A 14,072-nucleotide genomic window follows, 5' to 3' on the forward strand; every position below is an offset into this window, starting at 1 on the left:
ACATATGCAAAAAGACTAATGCTTTTTACTAATCTGCCTGTAGGAAAAGGTGGTAAGATGTTGTGGCATACAGTATAAAAAAAACAAGGGTGAAACGATTGTTTCACCCTTATGCTGTAAAAATTATTTTTCTGGTATTTGATCAGAACAAGCCACCTTTTTTCAACACTACTTTACCCTGACCGATTTTAAAACCGTTATGGTAGATTTCCACGGCATAATCGCCTGGTTTGAAATCAGAATTTTGTTTCCAGTCCATAGACACGGTTTGTTTCTGGCCGGTTACGTAGGCTACGGTTTTCTTAGCCGTATATAATTTTTCGGTACCATCTTCCAGGGTGAAGCGGCCGGAGCCTAATGCTTCTACAGCCAGGGGAGAACCATCCGGAGCAGAGATAGCTACATAGATTTCCTTGTCGCCGGTAGGTGCGATCCTGTTATCATCCAGGTCAAAAATTACCCGCATCATGTCTGCACGTTTGGCTTTGGTGGTTTCTACTTCTTTACCGCTGCGTTTTACATTGATGGGAGCCAGTTTAATATTGGAAGCATGCAATACGGATCCGAGGTCTACTTTTTTGTTCAGGCTATCCTTTACAGTAGAAACGGAATCCCTTTCTTTACGGGCCACATCTCTTTCGCCTGCCAGCACAATTTTCTCTCCTTCCAGGCGCTCAATAGTTTGAGTATATCCTTCGATATTAGATTTCATTTGTTCTATCAGCCGGCGGGCTTCAGCCAGTTGTGCCTGTGTAGCATTTTTATTAGCCAGAATACTCTGAATCCTTGCTTTTACATCAGCAATTTCCTTATCCTTTGTTTTTACGAGGCTATCCATCCGGCTATTTTGAGAAATCAGGTCATCCAGACGGGCATTAGCCGCGTTATATTCCTGTTGTAAGGCATCACGGGAAGAGGAAATAGAGTCTATCTGAGTGGACTGCTGCACAATTGTTTCACTAGCCTTATTTTTGTCATACAACATATATATCCAGGTACCTGCCAGCGCCGCAATTAAAATACCGTAAATTAGCCCATTCTTACTGCGGGGTTTTTCCGGTCCGGGAGAACCCGGTGCAGGTGTGTTGAAAGTGTTCTCAGTCATAGTTGTTTGTTTTATGTTTTTTTATTATATGGTTAAAAGTCGTAATTCAAAAGTAGCTATAAATTTTACTTAATTTACAAAAGTTATAAACCGTTTTTCAACTGTGTTACCTAACATTGCTTTAGACCAATTACTGTTGTTGGATATTGAAACAACTCCCGGTGTTCAAGGCTTTGGGCATCTTCCGGAAGAAATGCAAAATCTCTGGATAGAGAAAATTGCAAAAATTGTGCCCGATTCTGAGGATGGGAGGGAAGCATATACAGACAGGGCAGGACTTTTCGCGGAATTTGGGAAGATCGTATGTATTTCGGTAGGCTTCTTTTACATAGAAGATAACAGGTATCATTTACGTATCAAGTCATTTTACAATGATGATGAAAGGGTTGTATTGCAGGATTTTTTAGAATTGGTGAATAAGTTTCATGCAAAGCACCCCCGTTTTTTATTTGCAGGTCATAATATCCGCGAATTTGATATCCCTTATATTTGCAGGCGTGCTGTTATCCAGCAGTTATCTTTACCACCATCCTTGCAGCTACATGGGTTTAAGCCCTGGGAAGTGCCTATGCTGGACACCCTGCATCTCTGGCGTTTTGGTGATTTCAAGAATTATACTTCCCTGAAACTGCTGACGGCAGTGATGGGGATTCCTACTCCCAAGGATGATATAGATGGCAGTATGGTAGGGAAGGTATATTGGGAGGAAAAGGACCTGTTGCGGATAGCCACTTACTGCCAGAAAGATGTAGTAGCTGTAGCCCAGCTGCTATTGCGGTTTAAAGGAGTGCCCTTACTGAAAGAGGAGGAAGTGGTAATTATCAGCAGTTAGTTATTAGCAGTTGGCTTTTAGGGGCCAGCGTTATTTGAATACTGCGGCGGTGGATAAGTAAATAAATTGAGGACCAAAAAATCTTAGCTAATGGCTAACAGCTAATAGCTAACAGCTTTATAAAATAACATGGACTACCAGGATATTATCAAAGATTGGAAGCAAAAGAAATTCCGGCCCCTGTACTGGCTGGAGGGAGAGGAGGATTTTTTTATTGATCAGGTGAGCAGTTATGCGGAGCATCATTTGCTGGACGAGGCCGAAAAGGGATTTAATCTTACTATTCTGTATGGTAAGGATGCTGACTGGAGCACTGTGATAAATGCCTGCCGCCGTTATCCGATGTTTGCCGAAAGGCAGGTGGTGGTATTAAAAGAAGCGCAGGCGATGCGGGATATTTTAAAGCTGGAAGCCTATATTGAAAACCCTTTAAGCTCTACGGTGTTTGTAGTAGCCTATAAACAGGGAAAGGTGGATGGCCGCAGCAAACTGGCTAAGTTGATTAAGGAAAAAGGGGTGATGCTGTCTACCAAGAAAATGTATGACAATCAGCTGCCTGCCTGGGTGGAAAGTTATGTGAGCAGCAAGGGGCTGGCCATTACACAGAAAGGGTGCATTTTGCTGGTAGATCATATCGGCAATGATTTGTCAAGAATAGCCAATGAAATAGATAAGGTGCTGGTAAACCTGCCGGAGAAGAAAAAGATAGATGAAAGCGATATTGAAAAGTATGTAGGCATCAGCAAGGAATACAATGTTTTTGAATTGCAGAACGCTACGGGCCAGAAGGATTTTGCAAAAGTGATCCGTATCATTCAATATTTTTCTGCTAACCCCAAGGCGGCGCCTATACAGATGGTGATCCCTGCATTGTATAATTTCTTCAGTAAAATAAACCTGATCTTCGGTGTAAAAGGGGGGGAGAAGGAAATTGCTGCCGCCCTGGGAGTACATCCTTTTTTTCTGAAGGATTACATGCAGGCTGCCAGGCAGTATGGCGCTGATGGGGCTGAAAAAGCCATTTTACTCCTGCATACCTATAACCTGCGTAGCATTGGTATCAATGATAGCGGCGTGGAAGATGGGGAACTGATGAAGGAAATGATGTATAAAATCATGAACTAAAGCGGGAAAGAAGTTAAAAAGCCGCACATTTTGCACGGGCTATTTCACTGTCCTTATCCATTTGGGTAATCAGCGCCTTTATATCATCAAATTTCAGGTTGGCCCGGATATAATCAATAAAAGATACGCTTAATTCCCTGCCATAGATATCGGCATCAAAATCAAAAATGTGTACTTCCAGGCGCAGATCGCTGCCATTGAAAGTAGGGCGGGTGCCTATGCTCATTACGCCGTTCAGATGCATAACTTCCTGGTCCAGGGTTAACTGCACTTTCACCGCATAAATTCCTTCGGCAGGGATGAGTTTCCGCTGGTCAGGCAATTGCAGATTGGCGGTAGGGTAGCCTAGTTGTCTGCCCATTTTATCGCCATGGATAACAATCCCACTTAAAAAATAGGGGTAGCCCAGCAGTTCGTTGGCCAGCGTTATATGGCCTTCCTGGAGGCTGTTGCGTATTTTGGTAGAGCTTACGGTGAGGTCGTGTACTACCTGCTGTGGTATTTCTATCAGCTGAAAACCATATTTATGTTGTTCTGCTTCCAGCAATTCCAGCCCACCTTCCCGGTTGTGACCAAAGCGGTGATCATATCCGATAATGATGGTATGAGGTTTGAACCGGGATATCAGGAAATCTTCCAGGTACTCCATGGCGGAAAGCTCGGAAAAGGCACGGTTAAAAGGTACCACTACCAGGTGGTCAATGCCCTGTTGGGCGAGGAGCTGTATTTTTTCCGGGAGTGTAGTGAGCAGTCTGATGGGATTGGCCTGTGGGGCCAGTACTTCACGGGGATGCGGATCAAAAGTGATGATCACAGTTTCTCCATTACATGCTGTGGCAGCCTGCTCTAATTGTTGTAAGATGTACCGGTGTCCCGCATGTACGCCATCAAAAGTACCAATGGTGATCACTGCGCGGTTAAAATCCGGCAAGTGGTCTAAATCCCTGTGAACCTGCATAGAAATCAATAACGGTCAAAAACGCCGTGCAAATCTAAACGATTTGGCGCATGTTTCAGCAGGTTGCCCCGATTATGCAGAGAATCTGTTACTTTTGCAGCTTGAAGTACTTTTATCTACAGGCTTTAATTTTTAGCTATATACTTTAAATTCTTGCCGGTAGGTTTAACTTTTTAACTTTTACCTTAACTTTTAATTCCAGGTGGATCAGAATATTTACGCCAAACGCGGTGTTTCAGCCGGTAAGGAAGATGTGCATAACGCCATTAAAAATATTGACAAGGGATTGTTTCCCAAAGCATTTTGCAAAATAGTACCGGATATTTTAGGTGGTGATGCCAACTGGTGTAATATCATGCATGCAGATGGTGCTGGTACCAAATCTTCACTGGCGTATGTGTATTGGAAAGAAACCGGTGACCTGAGCGTATGGAGAGGTATTGCACAGGATGCTATTATCATGAACCTGGACGACCTGCTTTGTGTAGGAGCCACAGATAATATTTTACTGTCTTCTACTATTGGCCGTAATAAGCAACTGGTGCCGGGAGAAGTGATCGCTGCGATCATTAACGGAACAGAGGAGATCCTGGAAGAACTGCGTAGTTATGGTATCGGTATTCATTCTACCGGAGGAGAAACCGCAGATGTGGGCGACCTGGTACGGACGATTATCGTAGATTCTACCGTTACCTGCCGGATGAAAAGGGCAGCGGTGATCTCTAACGACCGGATACAGGCAGGAGATGTGATCGTAGGACTATCCTCTTACGGACAGGCTACCTACGAAAAGGAATATAATGGTGGGATGGGCAGTAATGGCCTGACCAGCGCCCGGCATGATGTATTTAATAAAACAATTGCCGGTAAATACCCGGAGAGCTTTGATAACGGCATCCCTGCCGAACTGGTATTCAGCGGCAGTAAATCAGTTACAGACAAGATAGACATACCAGGATTTGGTACCATAGATGCCGGCAAACTGGTATTATCTCCTACCCGTACCTATGCACCGGTTATCAAACAAATATTAACCCAGTACCGTGATCAGATCCATGGTATGGTACATTGCAGTGGTGGTGCACAAACCAAAGTGCTTCATTTTATTGAAAAGCTGCATGTGATCAAGGATAACCTGTTCCCCATTCCTCCTTTATTCAGTTTGATTCAGGAACAGTCCGGTACCAGCTGGAAAGAAATGTACCAGGTATTTAATATGGGGCACCGTATGGAAATATACGTACCGGAAGCGCTTGCTCCGGCCATCATCAGTATTGCCCAAAGCTTCCATATCGAAGCACAGGTAGTAGGCAGGGTAGCCGCTGCCGAACAGAAACAGGTAACCGTACGCAGCGAAAAGGGCGAATTTGTATATCTATAGTTGAGCTGTTAGCCTTTAGCTATTAGCTGTTAGCTTAAATGCAGCGATTGATTGCATCATGTGGTATGTGTTTTTAATTAAGGTTAATATAGTATTATAATACGGTTTTTACCATATCCCTTTTTATAGCCTTTTATACACTATTCATACTCTATCTATGCTCTATCTATGCTTTAACCATGCTTCAAGCATGCTTCAAGGTAAGCCTGACCTGCCTTTGAAGCAGTTGTCAGGCTTTAGCCATTAGCTGTATTTTAGCTAAAAGCTAAAGCCTGACCGCTAAAAAACTAAAGCGTAAAGCGAATCGGGAGATTGTACCGGACAGCCACGAGTTTACCATCCTGTTTGCCGGGCTTCCATTTAGGCATGGCCTTCACAACTCTTACTGCCTCATCTGCCAGGGCGCCATCGGGAGATTTGCCCAGTACTTTAATAGCTGTTAGTTCGCCTGTTTCAGTAACGATCATTTGCACAAAAACGGTCCCTTCTGCCTTTCTTTTCTCCGCCTCAGCAGGATATTTAATGTTTTTGCTAAGATATTGCATCAGTGCTGCCTCCCCGCCAGGGAATTGTGGGGGCTGTTCTATAAAAGAGACGGGTTCACTGCCGGCAGGAGCTTTGGACTGCAGGGAATAACGGATGGGCAGATTGAACTGCACGGCCACTTTTCGCTTGTTTTGCACACCAGGTACCCATTTGGGCATGGCATTCACTACCCGCATACTTTCTTCTTCCAGCCCGTAACCTTTGGGAGCGCCTACCGTTTTGACCCTTTTTATATTTCCTTCTTTATCTACCAGAAACTGCACAAATATGGTAGCTTCTATTTTATTATCAACCGCCGCCTTGGGGTATTTGATATGATCTCCCAGGTATTTAATCAGGGCTTTTTCCCCACCAGGGAATTGTGGTGGGTGTTCAACGAAAGTAAATACTTCTTCCTTGTCCGTTTGATCTACCGGAGTGGTTGGTACGGTAGGAACAGGCGTAGTTTTAGTAGTAGGTACCGTATCATTTACAGCTATTGGGCCGGACAGGTCCGCCGCCTGTCCGGTATTGCCTGTTACAAATGCCAGGGAACAAAAAATGAATGCGGCCAGCGGTAATACGAGCAGCCTGCGGAGGTAGCTGAATTTAGGTTGTCTGAGTTGTGTTAACATAAGAATTCTGCGTTTTATTGGTGGATGGAAGAAACTGTTGGTAATAGCCAGCTGGCTGCTTTGTAGTGCCATTTGCAGGATGGTTTGTGCGTAATTGGCCACATCGCTTTGTGCCGCCGCCTTTTTATCTGCAATAAATTCATGAATGATAGCCAGCTCTCTTTTGAAGAGATGAAAGAAAGGGTTGATCCAGCAAATGGCGGTGATCACTTCCATGATCATTTTGTCTATGCTGTGTTTTTCGTGTATATGCACCAGTTCGTGCCGTAGTATTTGCCTGCCTTCCCTGCTTTCCAGGTTGGTGTGCGCACCCCAGAAAATATAGGAAAAGAAAGAAAAGGGAGCTGTCACCGCCTGGTTTTGCACAAACAGGTAAGGAGGGATCGCCTGCACGGGCTGTGCTTTGATCAGCCGGTATATTTTCAGACAGCTATATCCGATCCTTAGGAGCAGGAGGGTGGCGATCAGGCAATATCCTATGGTAAAGAGCAGGGTATAGTTGACCGGGTGGGGAGCTGGCAGCAGGTGCTCCCGCAGGGTAATGATATGGGCCGTATAAGTCAGTACAGCGGGCGTTTCCGGCTGGGCAGAAAAGGATAAAGGTATTTGCAGCAGTGGTATCAGCAGTGACAGCAGGGTGGTCATCAGGATATAATACCTGTTCCACTGGTGAAACCTGTTGTTGCGCAGCACTATATAATAATAGATATAGAAAATGCCGGAGCAGAGCAGCATTTTGGCCAGGTAATAAGTGAATGGGTTCATGACTTTGGCTTTTGGGTGTCTTTAATTTTTTCAATCAGGCTTTCCAGTTCCTTTACACTCAGGTCTTTTTCTTTTACGAAGAAGGAGACCATATTACTAAAGGAGCCTTCAAAATAGCCTTTCACGATACCGTTAAGTGTTTTGTGACTATAGGCCTCTTTGGTGATCAATGGAAAGTACTGGTGTGATTTGCCGTATGCCTTGAAATCCACGAAGCCTTTTTCTATGAGGATCTTTACCAGGGTGGAGATGGTATTATAGTGCGGCTTGGGTTCGGGCATTTCATCTATGATCTCTTTCACAAAGGCAGGGCCTGTTTTCCAGAGGGCCTGCATGATCTGTTCTTCTGCTTTGGTCAGTGTTTTCATACTACAATCGGATTAAAAGTTAAGGCAAGCATCCGTTATTACGAATGTATAACTAAATATTTAGTTTGAAAACTATTTTTTTAGTTTTGGTAGAAAAAATAATTCCTGCCCACATTCATAAGGAGTTATTTTTTAATTGGTTATTTTTGTCCGATATAAATAGAAAAAGGACATGACGGCAGATCAACCCATAGTACAGTTATCGAATGCAAACATATACCAGGGCAGCTCTTTGATTCTATCCAATGTGAACATCAGTGTGAATAAAGGTGAGTTTGTGTACCTGATTGGTAAAACAGGTACAGGCAAATCGAGTTTATTAAAAACATTGTATGGGGATTTGCCATTGCACGATGGCACGGGGCAGGTAGTTGGATTTGATCTGAAAAAAATGGATTGGAAAAAAGTACCTTACCTTCGCCGTAATCTGGGGGTGGTATTCCAGGATTTTCAGTTGCTGACAGACCGGAATGTGCATGATAACCTGAAGTTTGTGCTGCGGGCTACCGGATGGGAGGATAATAAGGCCATGGAAGATAAGATCAATGATGTGCTGGATAAGGTGGGCCTGGTAACCAAAGGGTTTAAGATGCCTTATGAGTTGTCCGGAGGAGAGCAGCAAAGGATAGATATTGCGAGGGCGATGCTCAATTCTCCGCGGTTGATACTGGCGGATGAGCCAACCGGTAATCTTGATCCGGAAACTTCAGACGGCATTATGCAGCTGTTGTTCCGCATCTGCCGGGAAGATGATACAGCGATTGTGATGGCCACCCATGATTATATTGTATTGCAGAAGTTTCCGTCCAGGGTATTACGTACGGAGAATGGGCAGGTGACGGATAATGCGGCAGTAAATTTTTCTAATTAGACTATTGTCACTGTATTATAGTTATTATTTTTTAATTATTCATTATTAATTCTTGTTGGTGGAAGGCGAAGATTGTTATTTCCAATAATTAATATACCTTTGCACCGGAAAAATAGCAAGAAAAAAACTTTATTATTTATTAAGATGTCTTACTTAACTGTTGAAAAGAAAGCCAATATTTTTAAAGAATTTGGCGGAAGTGATAAAAATACTGGCTCTGTGGAAGCGCAAGTCGCTTTGCTGACTGAGCGTATCAACAGCATTTCCGGTCACCTGAAGGAAAACAAAAAAGATTTTTCTACCCACCGTGGTCTGATGAAAATGGTTGGTCAGAGAAAGCGCTTACTCTCTTATCTGTCCAAAACTAATCTTTCCGGCTACCGTGCCCTTATCGAGAAGTTAGGTCTCAGGAAGTAATTGTGACCTTTTTATAGCGCTATTCCCAACTTTTTAGGTTGGGAATAGTTTTTTTATGTATACCTTTTAATCCTCACTTTTTTATGAATCTGACACCTATTTCAGTGAAATTCGATATAGGAGACGGCCGTATAGTGACCATCGAGACCGGCAAGTTAGCCCGCCAGGCAGATGGAGCTGTGACTGTGCGTTTGGGTGACTGCATCATTTTAGCTACTGTTGTTGCAAATAAAGAGCCTAAACCGGGCCAATCCTTTTTCCCCCTGACTGTTGATTACCAGGAAAAATTTGCATCCGCTGGCCGTATCCCCGGGTCCTTCTTTAAGCGGGAAGGTCGTCTTTCCGATTACGAAGTTTTAATCTCCCGTTTGATTGACCGCGCTTTGCGTCCTTTATTTCCAGATGATTATCTCTGCGAAGTACAGGTATTGGTAACCCTGATATCTTCTGATAAAGAAGTAATGCCGGATGCATTAGCTGCATTGGCTGCATCTGCTGCATTGGCTGTTTCTGACGTGCCCATCCAGGAAATCATTTCCGAAGTAAGGGTAGCACGTATTGACGGCAAATATACCATTAACCCGAACCGTACTGAACTGGCTAAAGCCGATATGGACTTTATCATTGCCGCTACCGACAAGAACATCATGATGGTAGAAGGTGAAAGTAAAGAATGTAACGAAGAAGACCTGATCACTGCTATTGAAACAGCGCACAACGCTATCCGCATACAGGTAAAAGCACAGGAAGAATTACGTAAGCTGAAAGGTGTTACCGCTAAGCGCGAATACACAAAACCTTACACTAATCCTGAACTGGAAGCCAAAGTAGCTGCTTTTGCCAAAGAACGTGTTTACCAGGTAGCAAAATCTGCTTCTGCGAAACATGACCGCAGCGATGCATTTGCACAGATCGGTGTGGATCTGGTAGAGCATCTGGGTGAATTGTCTGACGAAGACAAACCGCTGGTAAAACAATACCTGCACGACCTGGAAAAAGAAGTGATCCGCAACATGATCCTGGACGAATCCGTACGCCTGGATGGCCGCGTATTAGACCAGGTGCGCCCATTGGCCATGGAAGTAGATGCACTGCCTTCTCCGCATGGTGCTGCCCTGTTTACCCGTGGCGAAACCCAATCCCTCACCACCGTTACCTTAGGTACACCGGATGATGAGCTGCTGATTGAAAGCGCTGCTACTTCTAACTATACCAAGTTTATACTGCATTATAATTTCCCGCCGTTCTCTACCGGTGAAACCAAACCTATGCGTGGCCCTGGCCGTCGTGAGGTAGGACACGGTAATCTGGCCATGCGTTCCCTGAAGCAAATGATGCCTGGCAACGATTACGCTTATACGGTAAGAGTAGTATCTGATATCCTGGAGTCTAATGGATCTTCTTCCATGGCTACCGTATGTGCCGGTTCCCTGGCATTGATGGATGCAGGTGTACCTGTACCTAAGCACGTTTCCGGTGTGGCCATGGGATTGATTTCCCGTGCTTCCGATGGAAAGTGGGCAGTATTGACCGACATTCTGGGGGATGAAGATCACCTGGGTGATATGGACTTTAAAGTAACCGGTACCCGTGATGGTATCTGTGGTATACAAATGGATATTAAGGTAGATGGTTTGAGCATGGATGTAATGCGCAGCGCATTAGCACAAGCTAACCGTGGCCGTATGCATATCCTGGAAGCCATGTACGCATGTATGCCGGCTCCGCGTAACGAACCTAAACCACATGCACCACGCATGGAAAAACTGATCATCGACCGCGAATTTATTGGTGCAGTGATCGGGCCAGGTGGTAAAATTATACAGGAAATACAGCGCGAAACCGGTGCTACCATTAACATTGAGGAAGTGGGTGAAACTGGTGAAGTAAGTATCTTCTCTGCACAGAAAGAAAGCCTGGATAAGGCCATCGCCTGGGTGAAAGGTATCGTAGCCATTCCTGAAGTAGGAGAGGTGTACGAATCTACCGTTAAGTCTATCATGCCTTACGGTGCCTTTGTAGAGTTTATGCCTGGCAAACAAGGTTTGCTGCATATTTCTGAAGTTTCCTGGAAACGCCTGGAAACTATGGAAGGTGTGCTGACTGAAGGTGAAAAAGTAAAAGTGAAACTGACAGGTACAGATCCTAAAACCGGTAAGTTTAAGCTGAGCCGCAAGGTGCTGATGCCTAAACCGGAAGGTTATGTAGAAAGACCTGATGACCGTGGCGAACGCGGCGACCGTGGTGATCGCGGTGGCGACCGTGACCGTCGTGGTGGTGGTGACCGTGGCGGAGATCGCCGTGGTGGGTTTGACAGACGTGATGACAGACGCGAAAACCGCGATGCCCGTCCGCCTAAACCACAGGAACCAATGGAACCTACTTTTGATCAGGAGTAGTCATATTGCCGATAACTGAAAATTAGATAAATGCAAACGCAGCCAGCCTTACAGCTGGCTGTTTTTGTTTTATACCACTCCTCACAAAATTTATGAAATCCCCTTGCTTTCTGATAATTTTCCTGTCATACCTTTCACCTTTTAATTCCACTTGTTACGTATGACTGTCCAAACGTTTAAGCGATACCGTTACCTGATAAGTATGCTGGTGTTATTTATAGTCAGCAACCATGTACGGGCCGGGGCAACTCCGCCGGCACGCGAATATTATGAAATAAAGGTGTATCACCTGAAAGATGCCACACAGGAAGCCACCATAGATAAATACCTGGAACAGGCATTTATCCCTGCCCTGCATAAGGCCGGTATCCGCAAAGTAGGTGTATTTAAACCTGTAGGAAATGATACGGCTGTCGACCGGCGCATTTATGTACTGATACCGTACCGCTCAATGGACCAGTTTGTAAAACTGCCGCAGTTGCTGGCTGGTAGCAAAGAACATGCTGCTGCCGGAAAGGAATATCTGGAAGCAGGCTATGATACACCCCCCTATACCCGTATGGAGTCTATCCTGCTACAGGCATTTACCGGGCAGCCGCAGTTAACACTTTCCTCATTAACGGGCAACAAACGGGAAAGGATATATGAATTACGCAGTTATGAAGGACCCACAGAAGCTTTGTACCGTAATAAAGTGCAGATGTTTAACAAAGGGGATGAAGTAGGCTTATTCAAGCGTCTTGGATTCAATGCGGTATTTTATGGAGAGGTGCTCAGCGGCAGCCGTATGCCCAACCTGATGTATATGACCACTTTTGAAAATAAAGCCTCCAGGGAAGAGCATTGGAAGGCTTTCAGCAGTGATCCTTACTGGAAAAAATTAAGCGCGGATCCCGGCTATCAGCATAATGTGTCGGGGTCTACCATACTGTTCCTGTATCCGGCAGATTATTCGGATATCTGATGTGAGCGCAGCAGACCATAATGTTTCTTTATCTTTGCCGCCATGTCATACATTGCTATTACGATTGCCACCCGGCCGGAATTAACGGATATGCTGGTAGCACAGCTGTCGGAGGCTGGTTTTGAGGGATTTGAAGAACAAACAACTGCATTGGTCGCTTATATACCCGAGCAGGATTTTAATGAAGCCGCACTGCTGGAAATATTACAGCAGCATGAGGTAAGCTTTACCAGGGAAACGATTGCAAAAACCAACTGGAATGCTGTGTGGGAAAGTAATTTTCAACCGGTGCAGGTAGGGGATTTTTGTGGGATCCGGGCTGATTTTCATCCTCCTTTTACCCCGGCCCCTACGTATGAGATAGTGATTACTCCCAAGATGTCTTTCGGTACCGGACATCACGCCACTACTTTTTGCATGATACAACTGATGCAGGCACTGGATTTTAAAGATAAGCAGGTGTTTGACTTTGGTACAGGCACCGGTATCCTGGCTATCCTGGCCGAAAAGCTGGGAGCCGCCCAGGTAGATGCCATTGATATCGATGAGTGGGCCGTTACCAATACAGAAGAAAACATTACGGCTAATCAGGGAAAACTGGTGAAAGTATGGCAGGCGGATAGCCTGGAGGCGGTAAAAGACACTTATAATATTGTACTGGCTAATATCAACCGCAATATTTTACTGGCATTTATGGGGGATATGCGCCGTTTACTTTTGCCCGGTGGCATCTTACTGCTTAGTGGTATTATGCCGGCAGATGAAGCTGCTATATTAGCATCGGCTCAGGCACAAGGCTTTGATTTACAGACTAAACTAGATAAGGATAATTGGCTGGCGATGCAGTTTATAGCAGGATAAAAAGATGAAATTTTATATTGATTATATGAAATGCATTGATTATCCCACTATTGTGTTATAAAATATTCTAATATTCCCGTATTTTTAACACATTATTTGTTATCTTAGCATTGCTAACTTATTGTGATGATAGAATTATTATTTCTTTTTTGCGCCTATTTGATTGGATCTATCCCTACTGCTGTTTGGGTAAGTAAGGGGGTGTTTGGCATGGATATCCGGGAGTATGGCAGCGGTAATGCCGGGGCTACTAATACATTCCGGGTGCTGGGGCCTAAAGCGGGTACTTTTGTGATGGTGATTGATATGCTGAAGGGGGTAGCCGCCGTAAGACTGGCTTATTTGCTTCCTTATTATCAGAATACAGAGCATTTAACACAACTGGTCAACTTTCAGATCGGGTTGGGGCTGGCAGCCGTAGTAGGGCACATCTTTCCTATCTGGGCAGGTTTCAGAGGCGGTAAGGGTATTGCCACACTTTTTGGGTTGGTATTAGCCATTCAGCCGCTGGTAGCACTTTGCTGTGTAGGTGTATTTTTAATGATCCTCTTTTTAACCAGGTATGTTTCTTTAAGTTCTATCATAGCAAGTATTGCGTTTCCTATACTCATTCTGTATATCTTCAATGAGCCGGAAGTATTTTACCGCATATTTGCCATAGCCGTAGCACTGATGGTGGTATTGACCCATCAGAAAAATATTACGCGACTGTTAAAAGGCAATGAGAGTAAAGTGCCACTGTTTAAGAACAGGAAAGACAAGGAATAGGGAGTATAAATAATTTCAAATAATAAAAATGTGGAACACAGCACTATGTCTGTTTTTCACATTTTTTTTTGTGCTTACCTTTGCCGGGATGAATTGGC

At 44.4% G+C, this 14,072-nt stretch carries 13 protein-coding genes; 9 read left to right on the top strand and 4 right to left on the bottom strand.

What is annotated here, in order from left to right:
- Nucleotides 1-142: 142 nt before the first annotated feature.
- On the bottom strand, nucleotides 143-1,105 hold the full coding sequence (locus ABR189_RS00405; RefSeq protein ID WP_354658450.1) for a DUF8428 domain-containing protein: 963 nt from the start codon (nucleotides 1,103-1,105) through the stop codon (nucleotides 143-145).
- A 103-nt stretch (nucleotides 1,106-1,208) separates the two neighbouring features.
- Here ABR189_RS00405 and ABR189_RS00410 point away from each other — a divergent pair, with 103 nt between their 5' ends.
- Nucleotides 1,209-1,937: a ribonuclease H-like domain-containing protein gene (locus ABR189_RS00410; protein WP_354658451.1), complete on the top strand. Its 729-nt coding sequence runs from the start codon at nucleotides 1,209-1,211 to the stop codon at nucleotides 1,935-1,937.
- 129 nt (nucleotides 1,938-2,066) lie between these two features.
- Nucleotides 2,067-3,062 carry a DNA polymerase III subunit delta gene (gene holA / locus ABR189_RS00415; protein ID WP_354658452.1) on the top strand — a complete coding sequence of 332 codons (996 nt, stop codon included), beginning with the start codon at nucleotides 2,067-2,069 and terminating at the stop codon, nucleotides 3,060-3,062.
- A 13-nt stretch (nucleotides 3,063-3,075) separates the two neighbouring features.
- Here holA and ABR189_RS00420 read toward each other — a convergent pair whose 3' ends face one another.
- The gene (locus ABR189_RS00420; RefSeq protein WP_354658453.1) at nucleotides 3,076-4,020 is read right to left on the bottom strand and encodes a bifunctional riboflavin kinase/FAD synthetase; all 945 of its coding nucleotides are present in this window, start codon (nucleotides 4,018-4,020) and stop codon (nucleotides 3,076-3,078) included.
- Between the two features lie 202 nt (nucleotides 4,021-4,222).
- On the opposite strand from ABR189_RS00420, the gene ABR189_RS00425 reads away from it, so the two are divergent.
- Complete coding sequence (locus ABR189_RS00425; RefSeq protein ID WP_354658454.1) at nucleotides 4,223-5,401, top strand: AIR synthase related protein; 1,179 nt, start codon at nucleotides 4,223-4,225, stop codon at nucleotides 5,399-5,401.
- Nucleotides 5,402-5,688: 287 nt separating this feature from the next.
- Here ABR189_RS00425 and ABR189_RS00430 read toward each other — a convergent pair whose 3' ends face one another.
- Both ABR189_RS00430 and ABR189_RS00435 read right to left on the bottom strand, forming a co-directional pair.
- Nucleotides 5,689-7,326, bottom strand: a complete 1,638-nt coding sequence (locus ABR189_RS00430; RefSeq protein ID WP_354658455.1) for a TonB family protein — start codon at nucleotides 7,324-7,326, stop codon at nucleotides 5,689-5,691.
- Complete coding sequence (locus ABR189_RS00435) at nucleotides 7,323-7,694, bottom strand: BlaI/MecI/CopY family transcriptional regulator (RefSeq protein WP_354658456.1); 372 nt, start codon at nucleotides 7,692-7,694, stop codon at nucleotides 7,323-7,325. The genes ABR189_RS00430 and ABR189_RS00435 overlap by 4 nt, the downstream gene beginning before the upstream one ends.
- Before the next feature lie 172 nt (nucleotides 7,695-7,866).
- Between ABR189_RS00435 and ABR189_RS00440 the strand changes: the two genes are divergently transcribed.
- From ABR189_RS00440 to plsY, 6 genes are all read left to right on the top strand, one after another.
- Nucleotides 7,867-8,565 (top strand): cell division ATP-binding protein FtsE, encoded by a 699-nt coding sequence (locus ABR189_RS00440; protein ID WP_354658457.1) that lies wholly within the window; start codon nucleotides 7,867-7,869, stop codon nucleotides 8,563-8,565.
- A gap of 144 nt (nucleotides 8,566-8,709) precedes the next feature.
- Nucleotides 8,710-8,982, top strand: coding sequence for a 30S ribosomal protein S15 (gene rpsO, locus ABR189_RS00445; RefSeq protein WP_354658458.1), 273 nt, complete (start codon nucleotides 8,710-8,712; stop codon nucleotides 8,980-8,982).
- A gap of 83 nt (nucleotides 8,983-9,065) precedes the next feature.
- Complete coding sequence (locus ABR189_RS00450; protein ID WP_354658459.1) at nucleotides 9,066-11,381, top strand: polyribonucleotide nucleotidyltransferase; 2,316 nt, start codon at nucleotides 9,066-9,068, stop codon at nucleotides 11,379-11,381.
- 160 nt (nucleotides 11,382-11,541) lie between these two features.
- Complete coding sequence (locus tag ABR189_RS00455) at nucleotides 11,542-12,345, top strand: NIPSNAP family protein (RefSeq protein WP_354658460.1); 804 nt, start codon at nucleotides 11,542-11,544, stop codon at nucleotides 12,343-12,345.
- Between the two features lie 42 nt (nucleotides 12,346-12,387).
- On the top strand, nucleotides 12,388-13,206 hold the full coding sequence (gene prmA / locus ABR189_RS00460; protein WP_354658461.1) for a 50S ribosomal protein L11 methyltransferase: 819 nt from the start codon (nucleotides 12,388-12,390) through the stop codon (nucleotides 13,204-13,206).
- Nucleotides 13,207-13,332: 126 nt separating this feature from the next.
- Nucleotides 13,333-13,974 (top strand): glycerol-3-phosphate 1-O-acyltransferase PlsY, encoded by a 642-nt coding sequence (gene plsY, locus ABR189_RS00465; protein ID WP_354658462.1) that lies wholly within the window; start codon nucleotides 13,333-13,335, stop codon nucleotides 13,972-13,974.
- The last annotated feature ends 98 nt before the right edge of the window (nucleotides 13,975-14,072 follow it).

The organism is Chitinophaga sp. H8, assembly GCF_040567655.1.
Classification (GTDB): Bacteria; Bacteroidota; Bacteroidia; order Chitinophagales; family Chitinophagaceae; genus Chitinophaga; species Chitinophaga defluvii.